This window comes from Chitinophaga sp. Ak27 (assembly GCF_012726295.1).
Taxonomy (GTDB): Bacteria; Bacteroidota; Bacteroidia; order Chitinophagales; family Chitinophagaceae; genus Chitinophaga.
In genome coordinates this window covers 232,933-256,846 of the sequence record NZ_JABAOB010000007.1, presented here as the reverse complement: position 1 = coordinate 256,846, position 23,914 = coordinate 232,933, and the positions used below count along the sequence as shown (strand labels likewise).

The 23,914-nt window shown below is 45.2% G+C and carries 21 protein-coding genes, 1 tRNA gene and 2 pseudogenes; 19 read left to right on the top strand and 5 right to left on the bottom strand.

The genetic code is table 11. The features are described from left to right. The first annotated feature begins 86 nt into the window (after positions 1 to 86). From HGH90_RS32300 to HGH90_RS32295, 19 genes and pseudogenes are all read left to right on the top strand, one after another. Positions 87 to 2,621, top strand: a pseudogene (locus tag HGH90_RS32300) (TraG family conjugative transposon ATPase). 27 nt (positions 2,622 to 2,648) lie between these two features. Beyond that, a complete protein-coding gene (locus tag HGH90_RS23180) occupies positions 2,649 to 3,590 on the top strand; it encodes a DNA-methyltransferase (RefSeq protein WP_169191953.1) in 942 nt (313 codons plus the stop codon). Positions 3,591 to 3,818: 228 nt separating this feature from the next. After that, positions 3,819 to 4,493, top strand: coding sequence for a conjugal transfer protein TraI (locus HGH90_RS23175; protein WP_169192050.1), 675 nt, complete (start codon positions 3,819 to 3,821; stop codon positions 4,491 to 4,493). Positions 4,494 to 4,497: 4 nt separating this feature from the next. Then, positions 4,498 to 5,349 (top strand): hypothetical protein, encoded by an 852-nt coding sequence (locus HGH90_RS23170; RefSeq protein WP_169191952.1) that lies wholly within the window; start codon positions 4,498 to 4,500, stop codon positions 5,347 to 5,349. 10 nt (positions 5,350 to 5,359) lie between these two features. Continuing rightward, positions 5,360 to 5,794, top strand: coding sequence for a hypothetical protein (locus HGH90_RS23165; RefSeq protein WP_169191951.1), 435 nt, complete (start codon positions 5,360 to 5,362; stop codon positions 5,792 to 5,794). Between the two features lie 75 nt (positions 5,795 to 5,869). Next, positions 5,870 to 6,712 carry a hypothetical protein gene (locus tag HGH90_RS23160; protein ID WP_169191950.1) on the top strand — a complete coding sequence of 281 codons (843 nt, stop codon included), beginning with the start codon at positions 5,870 to 5,872 and terminating at the stop codon, positions 6,710 to 6,712. A gap of 30 nt (positions 6,713 to 6,742) precedes the next feature. Then, positions 6,743 to 7,384: a hypothetical protein gene (locus HGH90_RS23155; RefSeq protein WP_169191949.1), complete on the top strand. Its 642-nt coding sequence runs from the start codon at positions 6,743 to 6,745 to the stop codon at positions 7,382 to 7,384. A gap of 42 nt (positions 7,385 to 7,426) precedes the next feature. Then, positions 7,427 to 8,077: a TerB family tellurite resistance protein gene (locus tag HGH90_RS23150; protein ID WP_248277048.1), complete on the top strand. Its 651-nt coding sequence runs from the start codon at positions 7,427 to 7,429 to the stop codon at positions 8,075 to 8,077. Further along, the gene (gene traJ / locus HGH90_RS23145; protein WP_211172671.1) at positions 8,074 to 9,345 is read left to right on the top strand and encodes a conjugative transposon protein TraJ; all 1,272 of its coding nucleotides are present in this window, start codon (positions 8,074 to 8,076) and stop codon (positions 9,343 to 9,345) included. The genes HGH90_RS23150 and traJ overlap by 4 nt, the downstream gene beginning before the upstream one ends. Before the next feature lie 45 nt (positions 9,346 to 9,390). Next, a complete protein-coding gene (traK, locus tag HGH90_RS23140) occupies positions 9,391 to 10,008 on the top strand; it encodes a conjugative transposon protein TraK (RefSeq protein ID WP_169191948.1) in 618 nt (205 codons plus the stop codon). A gap of 32 nt (positions 10,009 to 10,040) precedes the next feature. Further along, a complete protein-coding gene (locus HGH90_RS23135) occupies positions 10,041 to 10,556 on the top strand; it encodes a hypothetical protein (RefSeq protein ID WP_169191947.1) in 516 nt (171 codons plus the stop codon). A 32-nt stretch (positions 10,557 to 10,588) separates the two neighbouring features. Continuing rightward, a complete protein-coding gene (gene traM / locus HGH90_RS23130; protein ID WP_169191946.1) occupies positions 10,589 to 11,890 on the top strand; it encodes a conjugative transposon protein TraM in 1,302 nt (433 codons plus the stop codon). A gap of 29 nt (positions 11,891 to 11,919) precedes the next feature. After that, the gene (gene traN / locus HGH90_RS23125) at positions 11,920 to 12,759 is read left to right on the top strand and encodes a conjugative transposon protein TraN (protein ID WP_169191945.1); all 840 of its coding nucleotides are present in this window, start codon (positions 11,920 to 11,922) and stop codon (positions 12,757 to 12,759) included. Between the two features lie 45 nt (positions 12,760 to 12,804). After that, complete coding sequence (locus HGH90_RS23120) at positions 12,805 to 13,854, top strand: hypothetical protein (protein WP_169191944.1); 1,050 nt, start codon at positions 12,805 to 12,807, stop codon at positions 13,852 to 13,854. A 5-nt stretch (positions 13,855 to 13,859) separates the two neighbouring features. Further along, positions 13,860 to 15,080, top strand: coding sequence for a hypothetical protein (locus HGH90_RS23115; protein ID WP_169191943.1), 1,221 nt, complete (start codon positions 13,860 to 13,862; stop codon positions 15,078 to 15,080). Positions 15,081 to 15,098: 18 nt separating this feature from the next. Further along, positions 15,099 to 15,401: a hypothetical protein gene (locus HGH90_RS23110; RefSeq protein ID WP_169191942.1), complete on the top strand. Its 303-nt coding sequence runs from the start codon at positions 15,099 to 15,101 to the stop codon at positions 15,399 to 15,401. 30 nt (positions 15,402 to 15,431) lie between these two features. Continuing rightward, the gene (locus tag HGH90_RS23105; protein ID WP_169191941.1) at positions 15,432 to 16,292 is read left to right on the top strand and encodes a hypothetical protein; all 861 of its coding nucleotides are present in this window, start codon (positions 15,432 to 15,434) and stop codon (positions 16,290 to 16,292) included. Between the two features lie 64 nt (positions 16,293 to 16,356). Further along, positions 16,357 to 16,908: a hypothetical protein gene (locus HGH90_RS23100; protein ID WP_169191940.1), complete on the top strand. Its 552-nt coding sequence runs from the start codon at positions 16,357 to 16,359 to the stop codon at positions 16,906 to 16,908. A 671-nt stretch (positions 16,909 to 17,579) separates the two neighbouring features. Then, a pseudogene (locus HGH90_RS32295) lies at positions 17,580 to 18,527 on the top strand (recombinase family protein); the annotation flags it as partial. A gap of 583 nt (positions 18,528 to 19,110) precedes the next feature. Here HGH90_RS32295 and HGH90_RS23085 read toward each other — a convergent pair. The 5 genes from HGH90_RS23085 to HGH90_RS23065 all read right to left on the bottom strand — a co-directional run bounded on the left by HGH90_RS23085 (position 19,111) and on the right by HGH90_RS23065 (position 23,876). Continuing rightward, positions 19,111 to 19,184: transfer RNA gene (locus HGH90_RS23085), tRNA-Gln, on the bottom strand. Between the two features lie 105 nt (positions 19,185 to 19,289). Continuing rightward, on the bottom strand, positions 19,290 to 20,330 hold the full coding sequence (locus HGH90_RS23080) for a glycosyltransferase family 9 protein (RefSeq protein WP_211172670.1): 1,041 nt from the start codon (positions 20,328 to 20,330) through the stop codon (positions 19,290 to 19,292). 12 nt (positions 20,331 to 20,342) lie between these two features. Further along, the gene (locus HGH90_RS23075) at positions 20,343 to 20,948 is read right to left on the bottom strand and encodes a DUF4254 domain-containing protein (RefSeq protein WP_168765884.1); all 606 of its coding nucleotides are present in this window, start codon (positions 20,946 to 20,948) and stop codon (positions 20,343 to 20,345) included. Between the two features lie 635 nt (positions 20,949 to 21,583). Further along, positions 21,584 to 23,029 carry an APC family permease gene (locus HGH90_RS23070; protein ID WP_168765885.1) on the bottom strand — a complete coding sequence of 482 codons (1,446 nt, stop codon included), beginning with the start codon at positions 23,027 to 23,029 and terminating at the stop codon, positions 21,584 to 21,586. Positions 23,030 to 23,261: 232 nt separating this feature from the next. Continuing rightward, positions 23,262 to 23,876 (bottom strand): OmpH family outer membrane protein, encoded by a 615-nt coding sequence (locus tag HGH90_RS23065; RefSeq protein ID WP_168765886.1) that lies wholly within the window; start codon positions 23,874 to 23,876, stop codon positions 23,262 to 23,264. Between the last annotated feature and the right edge of the window lie 38 nt (positions 23,877 to 23,914).

The window sequence follows — 23,914 nt, the reverse complement described above, 5'->3', positions numbered from 1 at the left end:
ACCGTAATGATCAAGTTAACCAACCCCAATAGAGTACCCCAATTCTTCAGGCAATATTGCCGCTTTAGTGAAATAGACATAGTGAGATGGAAAAGTGGATGGATGAAATCATGCCTATTATGGGCGTGGAACACGATGTAATCGTGAGTAAACAGGGTGATCTCACCCTGGTATTTAAAGTGGATTTGCCGGAGATTTTTACCCTGAGTGACCAGGAATATGAGGCGTTCCACCAAACCTGGATCAAAGCCATAAAAGTACTGCCGAAACATACCGTGTTTCATAAGCAGGATTGGTTTGTAGAGCGGCAGTTTAAACCGGACTTTCAGGCTTCAGCAGAAAAGGGCGACACCAGTTTTTTAAGCCAGGCCAGTAACCGTTTTTTTAACGAAAGGCCATTTTTAGAGCATACCTGTTATTTGTACCTGACCAAAAAACCAGAAGGCAAAAAGGTCAGTACGTCGATGTACTCTAACCTGATCAGGCCTTCGATTGTGCCACGTCAAACCCTGGATACGCAGGCCTTACAGGATTTCTCCGACAGTTGCGGACAGCTAAAGCGCATCCTGGAAGACAGCAGCTTTGCAAAGGTGACGCGCCTGAAAGGGGAGCAACTCACCAGCCATTCCAGGACGATGGGCCTCATTGAACGCTATTGTACCTTATCGGAAAATGAGGATTTTGGCATTAAGGACATTCAGTTTAATCCGGGCATCCGGGTCGGCGACCAACACGTGCAGGTCTATACGTTAGGTGATGCCGCAGACCTGCCGGCACTGTGCGGATCAAGGATCAACTATGACCGTTACAGTACCGACCGGACCAAGTTCAGCGTCGGTTTCGCCTCCACCCTGGGCCAGTTATTGGGTTGCAACCACATCTACAACCAGTATATCTTTATTGATGATGCGGCAAAAACCATTCAGAAGCTGGAAGCCAAACGTCTGCGCCTGCAATCCCTGTCGGCTTATAGCCGCGAAAACTCCATTTCCCATGCAGCAACCAATGACTTCCTGAATGAATCCATCTCCCAGGGCAGGGCCCCGGTAAAGGCGCACTTCAATATTATGGTTTGGACCAGCCAGGAGGAACAACTCAAAGACTTAAAAAACCTGGTCAGTTCAGGATTGGCGCAGATGGATGCAGCGGCGAAGTTGGAAACCTTTGGCGCCGCGCAGATCTGGTGGGCAGGGATCCCGGGCAATGGGGCTGCTTTTCCTCAGAACGACACCTTTGACACCTTTATCGACCAGGCCAGTTGCTTTTTAAACCTGGAAACTTCCTATCAATCTTCGATCAGTCCTTTTGGCTTACGCTTAGGCGACCGGCTCACTGGAAAGCCCATCCACGTGGACATCAGCGATGAACCGCTTCGAAAAGGCATCTGTACCAATCGTAACAAATTTGTATTAGGTCCGTCCGGGGCTTACCGGGTCATTTTTAATTAAATGACCCGGTAAGCCCATACCATTGGATCTGGAAAATCCTTCTTTACCAACCATTTGGTGAGGAGCTATTACGAGCAGGGATGCCACATTGTTCTGGTCGATGTGGGCCACAGTTACAAAGGGCTGTGCGACATGGTGAACGGATACTACTTCACGTATAGTGAAGATAATCCCATCAAGTTTAATCCCTTTTTTATCGGCGAGGGGGACAGCCTGGACACGGAAACCAAGGAAAGCATCAAAACCTTGCTGCTGGCCCTGTGGAAGTCGGAAGAAGAAGATTACCGGCGGTCGGAATATGTGGCGCTATCCAATGCGATCACGGGTTATTTTGAAAAGCTGGAAAAGCGGCCTGATATCTTTCCCTGCTTTGATACCTTTTACGAATTCTTAAAAGAAGATTTCGTAGAAGAACTGGCCAAGGAAAAGGTCAAGGAGAAAGACTTCGACATCAACAACTTTCTCTATGTCCTTCGGCCTTATTACAAAGGCGGGGAATACGACTATTTGCTCAATGCCCGCGAGAATTTAAATCTGCTCCAGGAAAGGCTGGTGATCTTTGAAATTGATGCGATCAAAAATCATGGGGTTCTGTTCCCGGTTTGTACGATCATCATCATGCAGGTGTTCATTAATAAGATGCGGAAGCTGAAAGGTATCCGCAAAATGATTCTGATTGAAGAAGCCTGGAAAGCCATCGCACGGGAGGGTTTTGCTGAATACATCAAGTACCTGTTTAAAACGGTCAGGAAGTTTTTCGGGGAAGCCATTGTCGTGACCCAGGAAGTAGAAGATATCATTTCCAGCCCCATTGTCAAGCAAGCGATCATCAACAATTCCGATTGTAAGATCATGCTGGACCAATCCAAGTACCAGAACAAATTTGACCAAATACAGGATTTACTGGGGCTCACGGAAAAGGAAAAAGCGATGGTCTTGTCAGTCAACCGGGCCAATGAACCTGGGCGGAAGTACAAGGAGGTCTTTATTTCCCTGGGTGGGATGCTTTCCAAGGTGTACCGGACGGAAGTAAGCCCGGAAGAATATCTGAGTTATACGACAGAGCAGACCGAAAAGGTAAAGGTCATGGAATATGCAGAAAGGTTTGGCAGTATTCAGCGAGGTATTGAAGTATTGGCCAGGGAGCAGAGAGACAAAAAAAGTGAACCTTAATTTTAAAAATTTGAAAGGAGAACATGTATGGAAGATCAGTGCAAAAAGGAGCCTTCTATCAATATTATTCATCATCAGGATTGCCTGGTAGGTATGAAAAGTTATCCGGATAACTTTTTCGACTGTTGTGTGACCTCTCCCCCTTATTTCCGGCTGCGTGACTATCAGGTGCAAGGGCAACTTGGACAGGAAAAGGAACCCTATGAATATGTCCATAACCTGATGGCGATTTTCGCTGAGGTCACCCGGGTGTTGAGTGATCGCGGCACGATCTGGCTGAACCTTGGAGATTCCTATGCCAGCAGTGGTGGCTATGGGGGCACTGGCCATCTGGCGGGTTATGGTAAGATCAAGGAAAAGGACTTGATTGGTATTCCATGGCTGGTGGCGTTGGCCTTGAGGGACTCCGGATTATATCTGCGTCAGGATATCATCTGGAAGAAACCCAACCCCATGCCCGAAGGTGTCCATGACCGTTGTACCAAAAGTCATGAATATATTTTCTTGTTCAGCAAATCACCCAACTATTATTATGATCAATACGCCTTGAGTCATGCTTTGAAATGCTCATCGGTTATCAGGATGGGCAATGCGGTATCAGGCCGCCATAAATACAGTAATGGTATTCCAGGATTTCAGCGGCAACGCATCAATGCGCCAAGGAAACAAAGGAATCAAAGAATTATTCCCGCCACTGATACCAGGGCCAACAAAAGATCGGTGTGGACAATCGCAGCCAAAGGATATAAGGGGGCACACTTTGCCACTTACCCCGAAGAGATCCCTTATCTCTGTATCAGGGCCGGATGCCCGCAAAACGGAACGGTCCTAGACCCCTTTAGTGGTGCCGGCACCACTGCCCTTGTTGCCAGAAAACTACAAAGACAATATGTAGGCTTTGAATTGAATGAAGCCTACGTGCGGTTGAGTGAACGCAGGCTCCAAAAGGACCTGGGGCTATTTGGATAATTCAGACATAGAAACGGAGGTGAACATGAACAGGGAAATGGATCCTATCATCGGGGGATATATCAGATGTATGATTAAGGCTGCCCGCAAATTTAAGCCCCAAGGGCTGATCCACATGGGTGGTATTCAGAGAAGTCCACCGAAAAATCCTGCCGTGACGATGAGGAAAAAGCCCATGGTCATGAGGTTTAGGAAAGCATAAGGTGAGACAAAAAGAAGGAGGTGAAAATGAAAAAAGTGATGTTGGTGCTCCTGGTGGGTTTCTGGCTGATCGTAGGCCCGATACAAAAAGCACAAGCCATCTGGTGGTGGGTGGCCAAAGCAGCGATCAAAAAGGCGATTCTGGCGGCTGACCTGGCGATTCAGCGCCAGCAGAATAAAATCATCTGGTTGCAAAATGCGCAGAAAGAATTGGAGAATGTGATGTCCAAATTAAAACTGGAGGAGATCAGCAGCTGGACGGAAAAGCAGCGCAGCCTGTATGCCAAGTATTTTGAGGAGTTGAACAAAGTGAAGTCCCTGATCAGCTATTACAAGCGGATCAAAGAGATCATTCAAAAACAAACCTGGCTGGTGGAGGAATATAAGCGGGCCTGGTCGCTGATCCGGCAGGACAAGAATTTTTCAGCTGGCGAGATCAATTACATCGCGAAGGTCTACTCGGGTATCCTGGAGGAAACGGTCAAAAATGTGGATCAGTTGTCACTGGTCATCCACTCTTTTACCACCAGTATGACCGATGCCAAGCGGCTGGAGATCATTAATGATGCCGGGGATAAGGTGGATGAAAATTTTGCTGACCTGAGACAATTCAATAATGAAAACGCCTTGCTTTCGCTGTCCCGCTGTAAAAGTAAGCTGGATGTGGATCAGGTAAAAATGTTGTACGGAATCAAACAGTAAGAAGATGAGGGAATGGGAGAAACATACGGCAGATTTAGAGCGTTCGCTAAAGGCAAAGGGTTATGACATTGGTCAATGTATGCAGCCATTAGAAGATCCTATCCCTTTATCGCAACTCCTGCATCATTATTACCAACATTATTGTGACACCCCTTTGAACGAGCGGTTGCCGATACTGGTGCAGATGGATATTTCCATAAAAGAAGATCCCCAAATTTATACTGAATGTTCCATGGTCATGGCTTATGATCAGGTGAAGGGATTTAAAGTTCAGAACATGCAGATTGATAAGCACTTTGGGCCACGAAATTTTTGGAAAGTCAATCACGCCGTATTGTATTTTGGTTATCACGATCAAATACCTCCCAGAGATGTCGCAAACCGCATGGTGGCCTATAATATCCAGGATATCAAACTGGCGGCACAGCAGCTTCAGCGTAGCCTGGAATTGAAAGGCTATACAGGCGATTTCAATCTTCCGCCCACTCATTTTGGGGATTTTTCCAAAATGATGGAGGTACATCTGAAAAGATGGCATTACGGGGAGATCAAGGGCCCTCCTTTTCCCGCCAAATTCATGACCTACCTGGCTGATCATGTACCTGGCGTAGAGCAGACGCAGTGTTATTTTACCCTGGACTTTGATGGACAGGTGAATTTAAAGGTCAAAAAAATGGAGCTGGTCAGCAAGCGTGTGGGCATCCAGATGCCGGTGTTCAAAACACTATCGTTCAATAGCAATGAAAAAATACCTGACCAGGCAAAGGTCATTAAGTATATACAGCCCCTGTCGATCAAAAACGAAATTGAAGGGCTGTGGAAAAAGAAGTTTAAGCGGGGAAAAGGTTTGAGTTGAGTGCAAGGAAATGTGGGAAGAAGAAAATAAAAAGATCGAGCAGCTGGAACGGCAATTTAGACTGCTGGGCTACTCGGGTGCCGACTTTCACATCAATGGCTTGGAGCAAGGCACCTTGGCAGAGGTGATCAGGCGTTGTCTGGTGATGAGAAATACTGAAGAAGACACCATGTTCAAAGATCCGGTGGTCATCAATCATTTCAGCTACAATACCCAAAAAACGGAATACATGGTGGCTGCTTTTGCCGTAGAACTTGGAGCCCCAGGCGGGTATCGGGTCCGCTCAGTCACTTTAACTAAAAGTGACGGGAACATTGAGCAACTGGCGCAGAAAACACTGATGATTCAACGGTTTGACCAGGTTCCCGGAATTGGCAAAGCAAGGGCCATGCTTCATACCGGTGAGGGCATTAAAGGCAGGCCTAAAAAAGGGAACCGGCTATAGCCTCCAGACTAGTGGAGCAGGATCATTTCTGCTGGCCCGCCCAGAGATAAAAGATAAGAAAATAAAGAAAGTGTGATGGAGAAAATTGAAGAGAAAGAAATCGAGAGGATCAGTAAGCAATTTACGGAGAAGGGCTTTACTGAAGGATTTTATGGCCGTGGCATCCAGTCGGATGACATTAAAGCGTGGCTGGATGAATTTGTGGCCAAGCTACCGGCCCAACACCAGGCGGAACAAATATTTCCGGTGATCATGTTCACTTATATTGAAGGCGCTCCCCCACATTATCCTTATAAAGCCTGTGTATTTAATTTGGATTATGATCAACTGGGCGGCTTGCATGTTAAAAGTTTGCATTTGATCGATCATCAGGCCCACGGATTTACGACCAATCAGCTTATTGATCGCCCATTAGCTATCGCAGACCTTCCGACTAAGGCTGCGTTACAGGCCCACCCATTTGAGCTTCGTACTGGCATGGATGCAGCCCACTATCATATTACGCCGGAGCAGATCCAAAAATTTGTCCGGCAGATCGAGGAGAAGGGGTATACGCATGGCTTTACGCATTTACCCAAATTTGAAAAGGCAGACCTGATCACCATCCTGACGCAGCATTTGAAAGACCCCGGTCACCAGCAAATGATCAGCAAAGCCTTTCCCTTAACGGTGGGCACGATTACCGGGCAGAGTGAAATCAAAAAAATGCAGACCCAGGTGATCTTTGGAATTAATCATGATCCCCATATGGGCCTTAACCTGACCGCTGTTAAAATCATCAGTAAATCCATGAAGGCCTACAGTATTGACCAGAACAAGCAATTAGTGATTAAATCCACTGCTGACCTGCCCAGTGTAAAGGAGGTGAACAAAATCGCTGAAACGCTGGCCTCTCCAAAAAAGGGATTTCGCCTTTAGAAATAATTATGAACTGTTAAACCCCAAAAGATGAAAACGATCATCATCCTGTTGGTAACCTGCCTGTTGTTTGTGGACAGTCATGCGCAGATCCTGGGCGGCTTTTTCTCCCAGAAAAAAGAAAACCGCAAACTGCTGGCTCAGCAGATTGCCGCATTGGAGGTCTATAAAGGTTATCTGAAGAAGGGATATGACATTGCCTCCAAAGGCTTAAACCTGATCAACAAAATCAAGAACGGGGATTTCAATTTACACCGGGACTTCTTCGGCGCCCTGAAAATCGTTAGTCCCCGGATTAAAAAATATGAGAAGGTTACCGGGCTGATTCTGTTCAATGTCGAAGCTGTAGCCCAGCTAAAAAAGATCGGTGAATTGTCCCGCACCGAAGGAATGGCAGCCTGGGAAAGCCAGTATATCCGTCAGGTGATCGATCATACGCTTGATCTGCTGGCGCAAACCTTAGATGAGCTGATCACCGTAGTTTCTGACAACCAGCTCCAGTTAAAAGATGATCAGCGGATCACCCGGATCAATGAGCTCTACCAGCAGGCGGAGGAGCAATACAGCTTCACCAGGGATTTTTATACGACCCTGCAATTGCTGCGCGTGTCCAAACAGAAACTCCATAGAGAAGTTAAAGCCAGTCAGCAGTTGAACGGTGTCCTGCCGTAGAAAAATACAAAAATTTGATGTGGAAGAGAAAACGTGAGAGAGATGAAAATCATAAAACCAATACTGGTTGTGCTGTTGCTATGGTGCATGGCAAAACCACCTGCTAACGCACAGGCCAATGAAGCGGCCCAATTGGCCCTAAATATCGAGAAGCTTGCCCAGTTAAAAAGCATTTTAACCACCCTGAAAAAGGGGTTTGAAATTGTCAGCAAGGGCTATACGACCGTGAAATCGCTGACCGAAGGAAATTTCAACCTGCATAAATTTTTCCTGGACGGACTGTTAGAAGTGAGTCCTGTGGTCAAGAAGTACCGAAAGGTTGCCGACATCATTGACTATCAGATCATCCTGCTCAAAGAGTATAAGTCCGCAGGCAAACGGTTTACGCGTCCTGATCTATTCAACCCTTCGGAAATCACCTATATGCTGGGGGTCTACCAAAATATCGCCAGCGAAAGCCTCCAAAACCTCGATCAGCTGCTGAATGTAATCACTGCCGGCAAGCTGCGCATGTCGGACGATGAGCGGCTGGCCGCCATTGACAAGATCTGTGCAGATCTCGAGGACAAACTTGATTTCGTCAAGGCGTTTGGCAACAGCTGTTCGCTGATGGCCCTGGCCCGTTCGAAGGAAAAATTACAGGTCACCAGCTCTTCCAAACTCCATGGTATCACTCAATCAGATCAACAATGAAACGGAATAAAATTCTACTGCTGCTGTCCTTGCTGGCCCTTATCCCCATGCTAAGCTATGGCCAGGGTACGGCTGACAGCATCCATTCTATGCAGGACATTCTGGATTCCATCCGCAACCAGATGATGTCCTTATCTTCTAACCTGATCAATACCAGTAAAGGCATTGCGGGTTTTGCCGCCCTGTTTTATATCGCCTTCCGGGTATGGAGACACATTCAAAATGCGGAGCCCATTGACTTCTACCCTTTGTTTCGCCCCTTTGTGTTGGGCTTTTGTATTGCCTGGTTCCCGACTTTGGTCATCGGCACACTGGACGGGCTTCTCCAACCGGTTTGTGATGCAACTTCTGAGATGGTGCAGAATTCCAACCAGGTCATCAAACAGCTGCTCAAGGAAAAGGAAAAGGCCATCAAAGATTCCCCTATCTATGAGATGTATGTCGGTCAAAGTAAAGATGGTGACCGGGACAAATGGTATAAGTATACCCATAATAACCAGGATCCCTCCCAGGAAACCTGGTATGACGGCATTGGCAACAGCCTGCGTTTTGAAATTGCAAAAGGCATGTACAAAATGCAAAACTCCGTGAAGGAATGGATGAATGAAGTGCTTCGGGTGCTGTTTGAAACCGCAGCCTTATGTATCAATACCCTGCGCACCTTCCAGCTCATCGTTTTAGCGATCCTTGGCCCGCTGGTATTCGGCATTGCCGTGTTTGATGGTTTGGGACACACCCTGGGCGCCTGGATCGCCAAGTACATCAATATCTTTCTGTGGCTCCCGGTGGCGAACATTTTTGGGGCTGTGATTGGCAAAATACAGGAAGAGATGATCAAGATGGATATCGGCCAGATCAATCAAACGGGCGACACTTTTTTCAGCCAGGCGGATACCGGTTATCTGGCCTTTTTGATCATCGGCATCGTCGGCTATTTCACTGTTCCTTCTGTTGCAGGCTTTGTGGTTAACGCGGGTGGTGGTGGCGCACTGGTTCAGAAAATTTCCAGCCTGGCCAGCAGTTCTCCAAGTATGGCCATGAGTGGCGGCAAGATGGGTATGGGTATGGCAAAATCTGGATTGGGCGCAGCCGGCCAGGTATTAGACAACCTGGGGGAAATGCGCAACGATTATAAACAAGGTCGTAGCGGCAGTGCCTCTGGCTATGGAATGGCTGGTGCTATCGGCCGGGTAGCAGGTTACGGCGGGGCCTATATGGCCGACAAATTATCCGGAAAAAAACAAGATGATATGGGCACTGGTAAATAACCGGAGTGCTCTATCAGAACAATGTGAACGAGAAAAGCGAGAGTGATGTTCAAAAAAATGCAAAATGTAGATAGCGCGTTCCGCTATATCAGGATGGTGAGCCTTATGGTCATTACAGGCTCCATTGCGTTATGCCTGTATACCATTTACAAGAGCTTTGAAATGGCAAAGGCCAAAAATGAAAAGGTATATGTGCTGGTCAATGGAAAGGCCCTGGAGGCCTATGGTTCGGAGCGAAAAGACAACTTCGCCGTAGAGGCCAAAGACCATATCAAAACTTTTCATACCTATTTTTTCACCTTGAGTCCGGACGACAAGGCGATTGAAGCCAATATGTCCAAGGCGCTTTACCTGGCTGACGAATCGGCAAAACGGCAATACGATGATCTCAAAGAAGCCAACTATTACAGTAATATCATCAGCTCCAATGTCAACCAGACCATACGCATTGACAGTGTTACCCTGGATATGAACGGCAATCAGGCGCGTTTTCGTTGCTATGCCATCCAGACGCTGACCAGGCCCACAAGTATTTTATCGCGCAGCCTGGAAACCGCGGGCGACTTGAGGGAGATCAGCCGTAGTGACAATAACCCCCATGGTTTCCTGATCGAACGATGGAAGATCCTGGAGAATAAAGATATCTCGGTGGTCCCCCGCTAAACCTTTGTTTATAAACCTTAATCTGTTGAACAATGACCCCAATTCAATCCCCTGTAGGAAATGGAGATGTCCATTCTCCAACCCCTGGTGAAACTAAGTACAGTCCTAAAATTCAAAGACCGCCATTCCTTCCGCCCAAAGGGCGCCCCAGGGCTGAAGCTCCCGCCAAGAAAGCTGGTGGACTGACTAAAAGGGCCAAACTCCTGATCCTGGCCGGTCTGACACTCTGCTTGTGCGCCTATAATGGCTGGCTGCTACTGCACTGTTTTACCACGCCGGCTAAACCTCAGTTAAACATTGGCCAGATCCATCCACCGGTCATGGCGGCTCCTTTGGATTCAAGGATGGATTTGAGTGATGGGCGCATCAATGCCCGGAATTACAAATCCCTGATGGGTTTTAAAGCCCACCTGGACAGCCTTGCAGCCAGTGCCGGTGGGCAGATGCAGTACAAAGCATTCATGCAGTCCCACCCCGGCTTTTTAGATAGCCTGGAACTCCTGAACCAACTTTTTCAGCAGCAATTGCGTAGCCCCCAGCACCGGTAGCGCCCCATTATTAACCCCTTAGCAAAGAAATCATGAAATCAAATGATCCCCAAAAACAAAGAAATGTAAGTGACCCTCAAAAACAAACCAGGCTATTTCAATCCTTAATGGTATTGCCACTGTTTGCCATCCCTTTTCTGGCCTTAATGTTCTGGGCATTGGGCGGCGGCAAAAAAAAAGATGAGCTTGTAGAGGTCCAGCAGTCGGTGAAGGTGAACCCATCTTTACCGGACGCCAAATTTGAGCGGGTGAAGCCTCAAAACAAAATGAGCTTCTATGACCTGGCCACACAAGACAGTTTAAAACGCAGCAGTCAGAGTCAACAGGATCCCTATCTGGGACAACCTGCAGGGTATAGTCCTGCTCCTGGAACAGATCTGAATTACAATTTAAATAACCCTGCAGGCTTAAACCGCTCTATTTACAATGGGCAGCATTATGATCCCCAGGAGGCCAGGATATATGATAAGCTCAACCAGCTCAATGCAGTGATCAATCAACCGCCAGCCAGCGTGTCACCACCACCAGGATATTTACCCGAAGCATCCAGTACCCCTTCGGTAAATAAAGCAGACTTGGATCGCCTGGAGCAAATGATGAATACCATACAGTCCGGAAGTGGCCAGGCGGATCCTGAAATGTCGCAGATCAACGCCCTGCTGGAGAAAGCACTGGACATCCAGTATCCGGAGCGGGCACTGGAAAAATTGAACAAGGCCAAAGATGCCCGCAAAGGTCAGGTATATGCGGTAGGCAGCGCCCAGGAAGATAACCCCATTACCCTGATCAGCACGCCGGCGAAAGGCAAACAAAAAAAAGCTTCAGGCTTTTTTGGACTGGATGAATTTCAATCCAGCGAGGATAACAATTCCATCGCAGCCCAGGTTCATGATAACCAGACCATTGTTTCCGGCTCCATTGTAAAACTTCGTCTGTTAAACGATATCCTCATTCGTGGTGAACTGATCCCCAAAGATGTTTTCATTTTTGGCGTGGCCAATATCAACGGGGAACGCCTAAATATTGAGATTTCAAATATCCGCTATCACAATTCCATTTACCCCGTTAAACTTTCCGTATATGATCTGGACGGATTGGATGGGATTCATATCCCAGGAGCGATTTCCAGGGATATCGCCAAAGAATCAGGATCGGATATGATTTCAGGCATCGGCCTCAACAGTTTTGATCCCAGCCTTGCGACCCAGGCCGCCTCCGCGGGAATTGAAATGTCCAAGAGCCTGATTCGAAGAAAGGTCAAATTGGTCAAAGTGACCTTAAAGGCCGGGTATAAACTCCTATTGAAAAGTGATGCTCAGGCAGCCAGCAATTAACCCCATTATAAATTTAACAATGCGTGAACATGAGAAAGTGTGTATGGATGATCGTGTGTATGATCGTGTTCCTATCAGGACAATGGGCCCAAGCCCAAAATTTAATTACTGAAATACGGGCGAAGGTGATCCCGATGAATTTAGAAATCACCACCCAAAAAACCACCAATCTGATTTTCCCTTATCCGGTGAAAAGCGTGGACCGGGGCAGTGCTGAAGTGCTGGTACAAAAAGCCAAGGGCGTGGAAAATATCCTTCAGCTCAAAGCGGCCAGCGATACGCTGAAGGAAACCAACCTGACTGTTGTCACCGCAGACGGCACTTTGTATTCCTTTATTATTCGTTTTTTGGCCAGCCCAGCCCAGCTCAACTTTAGCCTGGGAAAAGTCATTGCTCAGACGCCATGGGCAATATTTGCCGCAGGTGACAACAATGAAGCAAAGATCAATGATCTGGCCACTCAGTTAAGTCACAAAAAAAGGATCGTCAGTAGTCTGCGGACCTGGAACAATGCCATTGGCCTTCGTTGCAATGGCATCTATGTCAAGGATGACATTTTGTATTTCCAGATGGAACTGGAAAACAAGAGCGCCATCAACTACACCGTTGATCAGCTCAGGTTTTATATCCAGGATTTAAAAAGAGCGAAAAGAACGGCCTCTCAACAGGTACAGATGCAGCCCATGGAGATTACCGGAAACGCCACTGTCATTGGATCAAATTCCGTACAAAACATTGTAGTGGCCATTCCAAAATTCACCATCCCTGACCAAAAAGTATTCATGGTCGAGATGCTGGAGAAAGACGGAGGCCGCAACCTGTTGCTTAGGATCAGGAACAGCTATGTCATTCGTGCCAACGTCCTTTAAATGCGATTCAAATCATCGAATTATTAACCTAATAAAAATCAAAAGATGGAAACAAAAGAAAATGTGCCAACGAACTTTCAAGAGAACATGGAATTTGTAAACAACCTGATGACCAGGCTGGAGCTGCCGCCCACGCATGAACCGCAACTGCATGCACTGGCCTCGAAAGGCTTGCCGGAATTCAATTTAACGATTCCTGCGGAACGGGATGGGATTCAAACCAGCAATGAGTTGAAGTTTGAGTTCAGTAAGGAGGCCCAGCGTTACTACTTTAACGAATGGACCAGTAAGATCACCAACTTACCGGACAACGAAAAAGCATCGGTTCCCATGACCATGCACGTGAATAGTATTCATCAGAAAAACAACCTGACCCTGGAGGAATCCATTAGCCTGAGACTCCGTGGATCGGTTGAAAAAACCCTGACCTATAACAAAAAGGTGAAAGAAGGTGAAACCCCACAACCTGCGCCGGAGAAAAGTGAAGGAGAAACCAAAGAAAAAGAAACGGTCACGCTGGTCAAATGGAAAAAGATGGATTTCAGTCAGCTAAATGACAAGGGACAATATCCGGTCAGAGAATACCAGTACCCTAAGCTGGAAGAACATTTACGGCAATTCTCGATTGATAAAAAAGACGATGAAGATTACATGAGAAAAGTCCTTTATTGCCTGCGTAAAGGCCGTGTATATCCAGTTAAAGTAGGCACCGGGGATGTTTTGCTGACCAGATATCTGGAAGTAGATGCCGCCAAAAATGTCATTTTGCAGCATCCTAAGAACGTACGCAAAGTCCTTACCCAGGGGCCCGGTATGCAGCAAGGCGCAGAATCTGGCACCACCGTACCACCAGCTGCGACCAGTGAACAGACGCCAAATCAAAATCTGTCTGGTGCCTCCACCTCCGTGAATCAGGTCCCTCCGGACAAAAACACTCCAGGGATGAATACGGGGGGGCAGCATCCAGAAGCCGCGGAAAAAAAAATGACTGGTCCAGAAGGGCCTGGCCCTACACCTCCCGCGAACTCTTTCACTGGGCAAAGAGCCAAGCCGGAAAAACCAGAGAAAGGAAAAAAGCATTCAAATAAACTATAGCGGTGATGGAACTAGAAAACAGGGTCCACGATGCGATTGCAAAGTGGAAAAGACACGATGAAATGAACCTGGCCTTATTAAAGGATATGGACATCCTGAATAACCCCAAATTAGCGCAGCAAGACGTTTCCCGCAACCCGGAGTTTGCCAAAATCAGGTTGAAAAGCCTGGATCAGCTGACCTCATCACTGGCCTATGGAAGCAATGACCAGGAAAGGGCTTCGCTGAAGGTGATTGCCATTACCAGAAAACAGTTGTTGAATACGGCATATCCTGGGATAAAGGGAGCCTTGATGCGGCTATTTTTCAGATCATTTCATCTGTTGCGCGAAAAGAAAATCGACATTCAGGTTCAGCAAAAACAAAAGCAGGATCTATTCAAGCTAACCAATTCCCTGACAGATGCGGGCCTGAAGAACATCACAGGTAAAGTAGTGGAGAGAATAAAACAGGGAGAGAGAAATTTCTCTCTTCCTGTCATTGTAAACCGGCCCAATAATGAGGAACTGACTTTTATTGCAAAGATCAGTTTTGATGCGATCAGGGGCCATTATCTCCATGGATATGAGGCCCACATTCAAATGGATGGAAATTCCGGCAACATCCGTCAGCAAAGTTTCCATACTGATCACGGGCCTTTACCAGACATCAATAAAGCCGCCAACCTCATGGCAGGAAGGACCGCACTGCACCCGATCCTTGAACATGGGGAACTGGTGCCCTATTGGCAGAAAATTTCTTTTGAGCGAGGGATGAACGACAGCAGTGGGAGTTATCCAATCAAAAAGCTTCCCTTTGAGACCTTTAATCTAATTGATCAATGTACATCCCTGCCCCTATGGCAGCATATAGATGTGATGACACGCCTAAAAACCACCACAGGCCTGATGCTTGGAAACCGCCAGGAAGTGGTGATTCAGACACCAAAAAAGCAATTCCAGTATTTTCTGGAAGTTGATCCTGGAAACCGGCGCCTTCTGGCCTTTGATAAAAATGGGAAGGTCATAGATCCCAAAAACATCTTAGCGGAAAGGCCGGAGAAAAAAAACATCAGTCAGCAACAGGTACAGGGACCTGCAACAAAAGTGGAGCCGCAAACGCCACAGCCCCATAGGGAGTTGACCCCGCGGCAAACCTCGTCCCGAAATCAAACCATTTCCAGCAAACACAAAAAGGCCAAAGGCTTCAGGCCGAATAAGAAATCCAGGAAGTTTAAACGCAGATAATAAAGTAAACAGTTAAAGATGGAAGTTCAGCAAATCATGCTTTCGGGTATAGAAAGGATTGTCAATGACCAGCGGCTCAGTAAATCTCACGTATCACTGATCATGGCATTGGTATATCTATGGGGGAAACAGAATTTCCAGGGTGATGTCCTTGTTTCCTGTAATGAACTCAAACCCATGGCTAAAATATCCACCAGTGCCTCTTACTATATCCTTATGAATGAATTGGCCAGGTATGGCTACATTAACTACAAGCCCTCTTTCTATCATCGCAAGGCCAGCCAGATAGGTTTGAGCATGGATATGGTCACCGGAAGATAAACATCCTCTTGTTACTCAAATGAAAGTATTATGAAAAAAGATCATGAAAATAATATCCGGGGAAAGGCGGAAATACTGAAAAGAGAAGGGTATCAAATGGACGACATCAAGTTAGTGGTCAACCTCGATGAATTGAGACAACAACTTATAGTTTTAGGTTTTGGTGAAAAATTTGTTCCCGGCATCCAGCTTGAAATGGAAAAAGGTACTCCCCATATCGTTATACCCTATGCGGAACTTCTGCATTCTGATGCCGTCAGGGGCGTGATCAAAGTGGACAGATCCCAAAGCGGTCACTACTTTTTAACCCAATATACGACCGACCTCATTGGAGGTTATTACGAAAACAAGAAGCTTCATCCCCAAACCATTGATGTAGAGCCGTTTCAAACTGAAAGCAGAACCTTATCTCTGGAAGAATCCTACAACCTTTTAAAAAATAGGGCTGTTTATAAAGAAATATTGTCACCGACAAATGAATATTACTGGGATTGGATAAAGTTGAATTTTAAAACTGCCGCCAGTGATACTGGCTACCAGATACTACCTTTAAATAAAGGAAGCCAATTTGACCTGGGAAAATTACTGACGGATGCAGGTATAACCGGTACTGAAAAGTTCCCTAAACTTAAAGACTTACAGGAGTCCCTCCAGAAAGGCAACCAGGAAGATTACATCACTTTAAAAGGACATAAAACCATTATCCAGGCGAATCCGATGGAAGACAGCCTCGATGTATTTATGGGTAATCGTAGGATTAACCTTGTCCTGGATGGAGAAAAAAGCTATGCGCAACTGAAATCTTTGCGAGAGATCTCACTCAAAGGGCTAAAGGAAAATCTTGCAGCAGATTCATCAGGTTATAAAAAGCGTAAAAGGTTCCGCAGGTAAGGATTCCAAAGAATAGCAGCACGGTAACTACAAAATTTTCAGTAACTTAAATAAAAAATCCACGATGAAAAACATATTACCTATAGCATCTGTACTGGCATTTATTTTATCCATTTCAATGACCAAACCCTGTGCTGCCCAGGGTTCTGTAGAATTGCAAATTATTAGCCCTTTTAAGGAGATCACCTTAACAGATGTAAAAGCAACAGGCAATAAAAAAAACGGGATGGTAGAGGTTTCGATGAACTTCAAAAATGAATCTTCTCAGAGTGCAGGGGTATCGCTGTCCCTGGGCGGATTCCCTGATTTTGGGATCACCGACTCTAAAGGACATAAGTATAAACTGTTTACCGATGTGAACGCTGTGAATTCCAACAAGGGCTACCAGAATATCCCTTTTATTCAGTTTGGTGATAAAAAATTTGATTGGGTGGCCCTCGTGAAACAAGAATTTCCCAGTGGAGAAATGCGTAAACTATCTGTCCGGTTCAAATCAACAGAGGCGGCTTCACCTGCTTTGACTGATTTTCATATTAGGTGTATACTCTCCTTAGACTATGCAAATGTTGGTGATAAGCTATACGAACTGAAAAACCTGAAAGTTGACTGGAAGTAGGCCTATCTGTTTTAGGACACGATCACTCGTGAGAAAAATAACAATCCAGATCATCAAATTCAGCTGGACACAAAAGAAAGTAAATAAAATACAACAGTTTAATAATCAACAAATTAAACAACACACACTTGTTTAGTGATAGCACTTTTATTTATCTTTAAAAGATGCTACCATTCATCAATAGGAATCTATCTGACCTGTGGAAACCAATCATGTTAACCTGGATAGGCCAAACTCAAATCATACAATCGAATTGTTCCTGCTTTTCAAAGTAAGGATAAAAGGTTGATTATTCCCGCTAACTACGGATAGCGGACTAAATTAATTAGGAAGAAGTAAAGAGGGAACCCTTCGCATCTGAAGGAATTTGTGAAATTGAAAAGTGAAGAAAGATGAAGGATTTTGAACCCACGCAAGTCGTAGAATTGCTTAAAAGAAGTGGCGTGCTTGTCACAATGGAAGAGGCAACTGACATCCTAGCATATCTCATTATGCTATCGGATATAATAGTCGACAATTATATTGAAAATAAGGAAAGAGGAACCCCAACGATTTAATTCCTCTGATTTAAAACAGGCGGGAAAGAACCAAGGCGTATAGTACTTTGATGACATTAGGTGGCTATTAGTTATAGAATATTAAACAACGTCTTTTTGGACGTTTTAAAATTTATGCCAATGAAAAAACATTCAATCGCAGATCTGTACATTCGGGTAAGTACTGATGAACAAGCAGAAACAGGTTATAGCCAGCGTAGCCAGGAAGAACAACTCCGAAAATACTGCGCGCTACATTCGATTACCATTCGGAAAGTCATCTTTGAAGATCATTCCGCTAAATCTTTCAATAGGCCCGAATGGAAAGCCTTGTTATTAGACCTCAAAAGGCACAAGAACCAGATCGATCTGATTTTATTTATCAAGTGGGATAGATTTAGCAGGAATACTGGAGATGCCTACATGATGATCAATAAGCTGCGCAAACTTGGCGTTGAACCCCAAGCGATCCAGCAGCCATTGGATCTGTCAATTCCAGAAAATAAATTGATGTTGGCCTTTTATTTAGCAGCGCCGGAGGTTGAAAATGAACGCCGTTCACTAAATATTCGGGATGGTAATAGAAAAGCTTTGAAAGAAGGCAGATGGCTAGGGCAGGCCAGCTATGGTTATACAAATAAAATGGATGGTGAGACAAAGAAAAAATGGATAGAACCTATAGATGGTAAGGCAGATTTGGTTGTTTGGATTTATGAGGAAATAGCAAAAGGGTTACACAATGTTCAGACAATTTACAAACTTGCAAAACAAAGAGGATATACCAATGCAAGAAGTCTATTCTGGTGGATTATAAGAAATCCCATTTATTGCGGAAAGATTTTTGTCCCAAAGTTTAAAGATGAGGAAGCAAAATTTGTAAAGGGCCAACATAGACCTATCATCTCTGAGGACTTATACTATAGAGTTCAGGATATTTTAGACGGAAAAAAACGTACTAAATATAAAATCAACCCAGGTTGCAAAGAATCCGCGCCGTTAAGAGGTCTTTTAATCTGTCCGAAATGCCAACGGGCATTAACCGCCAGTGAATCGAAAGGAAGAAGCAAATATTACGCTTATTATCACTGTACAGACGGCTGCCCAACTCGCTTTAGTGTTAAAAATGTCAATGATCAGTTTGTTGATCGGTTAAGAGATTATATTCCCAAAAAAGAAATTGAGCCAATATATGCCGCCGTATTGAAACAAACGTGGGTAAAAAAAATAGGAAATAAAAAAAATGAACGAAACAAAATTGAAAAGGATATCACTGACTTAAGAGCAAGGTTACAATATATAGCGGATCTATTGACCTCCCAGCAAATTGATCCTTCGGAATACAGGGAAATGAAGTCAGATTACCAATTTAAGTTAGACCGGCTTACGGCCCAGCTTTCCGCCACTGAGGATTCAGAGGAGAATATTAAGCCCATTTTGAAAAAAGGAATATCAAATCTATTATTATTAGACAAGGTTTATATCGAATCGAATTTTGAGAGAAAGCGAGCAATAATTGGTTCGACGTTCAATGAAAAATTCAGTTTTTTAAATTCCTCACTTCGAACCGGGAGTGTCAACATTGCAGTGAAGTATATATATCAGATTTCCAGCAAATTAGAGGAAAATAAAAAAGGACAAAATGGAAATAATTCCATTTTGTCCTCACTGGTTGCCCAACCTGGATTCGAACCAAGACAAACAGAACCAAAATCTGTCGTACTACCATTATACTATTGGGCAATACCCTTTATTGTTTGGGATGGCAAAAGTATAACTTTTTTTATTTCTGCAAAAAAAACTTGCAATAATTTTTAAATATCCTTTCAAATCAGCCACTACGGCCCATCAGGAAATCACTCCGTTTACCTTATCCGCTATCTGTGCGGGTTTTATCCACTCCATACAGGCATGATCGCCTCTGAAACAGGGTTTATTGCCAAATACGGAGCATGGCCTGCAAGCAAGGTCATCAATTTGAACGACATGGTTAGCTGATTGCCCATATCCCATAAAACCGGCAAATGGATGCGTAGCTCCCCAAACGGATACGGCGGGTATGCCAAATAGCGATGCCAGGTGCATATTGGCGGAGTCCATACTGATCATTACATCCAGCTGGCTGATGATCGCCATTTCTTCTGCCAGGGAAAAACGTCCTGCAACTACAATGGCGCCGGGCAGTTTCTCTGCTACGACGGTCAACTGCGTTACTTCCTGCGGCCCTCCCCCCATCAGCAACAGCTGTTGCCCAGGTTCCTGCGCCAGTAATGCCAATACCGCTTCCATCTTTTCCAACGGGTACATTTTTTCGCGGTAGGTGGCAAAAGGGGCCACTCCTATCCACTTTTTACCGTTTTTGGGACCAGTTACCACCAAAACGTTTTCAGGCAAAGAATGGCGTGGAAAAACGGCTTGTTGCCCCATTTGACAACGCAGTCCTAATTGACGGAAAACAATGGCATATCGCTCTATTGTAGTGGTCAACGGTTGCAGTACCTTATTTTCCCGGCGGGTAAGCGCCTTTTTTTCTGCACGACCTTTGTCGATAGCGGCGACCGGGGTGCCTGTAAAACGGAAAAATGTCCGGATAATCTTTGACCTCAGCACATTGTGCAGGTCGGCCACCGCATGAATGCGCCACTTCGTCCTCACTTCCCTGAACAGGCGGTATAATCCCTTCACACCTTTATGAATTCCCTTTACCTCTGCGGGGAAAAAGTGCAGGCGCGGTATACCTGCGCATAAAGCTCCCCAGTTCAGGTTGGTCACAAAAACAATCTCCACTTCCGGGTTCTCTTCCAGCACCTGCTTCATAACAGGGATAGTCATGGCCACATCTCCCATGGCCGATAACCGGGTAACCAGTATCGTTTTTACAGTGCCCAAATGATTGCGGATTTATTGTTCGGTTTTGTATAACACAGGATTGAGAGAAGGATCATTATACATCTTCATCTGCTTATACACTTTCATGAATTTTCTACCTGCAGCAATATCCGCCAGCAATGCTTCAATAGCGGTAGTCAGGTCTTTTTGCTGTTCCAGTAAAATATCCAGTTTACGCTGGCAGGCTGCCCGGTGCTCAGGCGTAGCATCTGCGCGGGTGGCTTCCTCCTGCATATGATAAATTTTCAACCCCAGGATAGACAAACGGTCTATTGCCCAGGCAGGACTTTCAGTATTAATACTGGCGTCTGCTGCCGGCACTACTTCTTTGTATTTGTCCAGGAAATAGCTGTCTATATACTCCACCATATCCGTACGCTCCTGGTTAGAACGGTCAATCCAGCGCTTGAGTTCCAATGCAGCCACCGGGTCTATTTTCGGGTCCCGGATAATGTCTTCCAAGTGCCACTGTACCGTATCGATCCAGTTCTTCAGGAAAAGTAAATGCTCAATGCTGCTTTTTTCATACGGATTGGAAATAGCCTGATGCACATCATTGTGCTCATGATAGGCGGCGATACTCTGGTTAAATATCTTTATAGACAGTTCTGTAAACATGCCGCAAATGTACAAAAAACAGCCGTTTTCAATAGCTGAAAGCAGAAAGCGAAAAGCTAAAAAAAAGCGCATGGTGGAAACCATACGCTTATTGTAAAAGATTGTCATGTGAATGTTCGAGAATGCAAATCGTGAAGGCTTTTAATGGTTATCTTGGGGTTGAGATGCCGTCAAGGTTATACCACCTTATTTCCTTTTTACCCTAAAAATGATGCGGTTACACACCATAGTTGGCAATAAATATTTTTATAGTTATTTGCTGTTTTTTATTTGAAAATCTTTTGAATGCAGTAAAAATTAACTACTCTAATGGCTATACTTTATTGAGGGTTTATAAATAATTGCTGTAATTGTTAACAAAAATCCAGGTTACAAATTACAGGGTCAAATCACAGACGTTTCATAAAATGGCGTAGCCTCTTGCTACATCTTTTTTATGGGATTCCTTCGCTAACGTTGACAATATCCTATTTTAAAAATATTCTCTAATAATTACCGGGTTTTCTAAATCGTCTAGGGCTCATTTTTCAGACATCACTATTACCGTGTGTCTTAGTGCAAATTAAGTGTGGCCACTGCAATCGGTATTGCAGTGGCCACACTTTTTTATACAACGTTCGTGCTAAATCTCTGTTTTACTTGTCCATTTTAGCTAAACTACTTTTACGTTGACGCGCCATAGCCAGGTAATACAGCGGAATACCCAACAAGATAATTCCAAGTCCGGGTAAGGTATAACTGGTTTCAAATACCAGCAGCAACAACGCCAGCGAAGAAGCAACGATGATATATATCATCGGTAGCACCGGGTATCCGAAGGCCTTATACGGCCGGTCAACTTCAGGGCGTTTCTTTCTTAAGATAAAAATACCTAGTATTGTCAACACATAAAATATCAATACGCCGAAGATTACCAACGCCAGCAAATCGTTGTAACGACCCGTTAAACAAAGCAACGAAGCCCAGGCGCACTGAATCCACAACCCATGAGCAGGTACGCTGTATTTATTCAGCATACCGGCCTGGCGGAAAAACAATTTGTCCTCTGCCATCGTATAATAAATCCTGGCGCCTGATAATATCAATCCATTATTACATCCGAAAGTAGAAATCATAATCATCACAGCGATGATAATAGCGCCGCTGGAACCAAATATTTTTGCCGCTGCAGCCACCCCCACACGGTCGTTGGCCGCAAAGGCAATGTCATTCAGGGGTAACACCGCCAGGTACATCAGGTTGCAGCTCACATAGATAATCGTTACGATCAACGTTCCCAGGAACAGCGAACGGCCAATGTTTTTAGCCGGGTTCTTAATTTCCCCTGCAATAAAAGTCACGTTGTTCCATGCATCACTGGAAAACAACGATCCCTTCATCGATACCGCAATAGCGCCAAATAACGCCAGCCCTGACAATGCCGCCGTAATTACCTCCCCGTTGGGTGAACTTACCGCTGTAGCATCCCAGGCATGTTGCCAGTTAGCCTGCCAGATTTCCTGTTTGGCGCCAATGGCAAACCCGAAAATAATCAACCCAAATAACGACAACAGCTTCGCCAGCGTAAACACGGTTTGTATTACCTTGCCATGCTGTACACCACGGGTATTGATAAACGTTAGTAAAATGATGGAGATAATAGCGACTACCTGTGCGGCCGAAATCTGTACAATGCCTGCATCCAGCAAAATATTTTTTTCACTAAACCCCGGGATCAGGTAAGCGGTAAACTTGGCAAAAGCCACTGCTACGGCGGCAATAGTACCTGTTTGGATCACCCCAAACTGTGTCCAGCCAAACAGGAAGGCTATAAACGGGTTGTAGGCCTCCCGGAGATAAACATACTGGCCACCGGCTTTGGGATACATGCCCGATAACTCCCCATAACTCAGGGCCGCAATAAGCGTTACTACGCCTGCCAGCACCCACATGGCAGTGATCCAGCCGGCGCCTCCCACACTACGGGCAATTTCCGCAGTTACAATAAAAATACCGGAGCCTATCATGGAACCTGCCACAATCATGGTGGCATCCAATAAACTCAGCGAAGGCTTGAACGATTTAGTCTGGTTGATTTCCATATGATTCGCTATAAAAAATCCCGGTAGATAGAACACCGGGGAATAAGGTAGAATAAAATAGTTTTGTTTTATAAGCTTATACAGGGTTACATCCTATATATTCTTCCTGCAATATAATAACATCTGTCGTTAACTGCTAACCTATTCCTCGTGATTTTCCCCCCGGAGCCGGCATAAAAAATCCCGGCTCGTGACGAACCGGGATAATAAAAAGTTTGCTGACGCTATCCACTTATTTGGCAGGTGTTGCATCCTGTGTATTCATACCTTTAATAACATCTGCGGTTACATCATAGGCAGGATCTTTATACAGAATATTGCTGGCAGTGCTACGATAAGAGAATATAAATGCATAACGTTTATCGGCATTGAAAGATTTCAGGAAAGCATCCAGTCTCTTCTGGAGCTCTTCGTTAAATTTAGTTTCCTGCTCTGTATAGGCAGCCCGTAAATTCTGCGCTTCCTGCTCCAGTTGTTGTTGTTTAGACATCAAACTGCGCTGCGCCGCTTCTCCCTGCTCTTGTGTGAGGGTATTGGCTCTGCGCTGCAGGTCAGCATATTCGCTTTGTAAAGCGCGGGCCTTGCCTTGCAGCTGGTTGTCCATCTGCTGCTGTTTCTGTTCCAATACCGCTCTTTTCTCTTTAAAATATTCAAAATGTGCTTCTAATGAATCCAGATCTACATACGCCATTTTGAAACCGCCCGCAGCAGCAGTACTGGTTCCTGCGGCAGGAGTTGCGGCTGGCGTAGTGCTGTTACCAGCTTTGTTTCCCTGGCAAGACATCAATAATCCGGCTGCTAATGCCGCTAATAATCCTTTAGTCACTAATTGTTTACGAGTGCGCATGTTAATAGGTGGATTTGCTTCTTTTAGTACATTTTTAA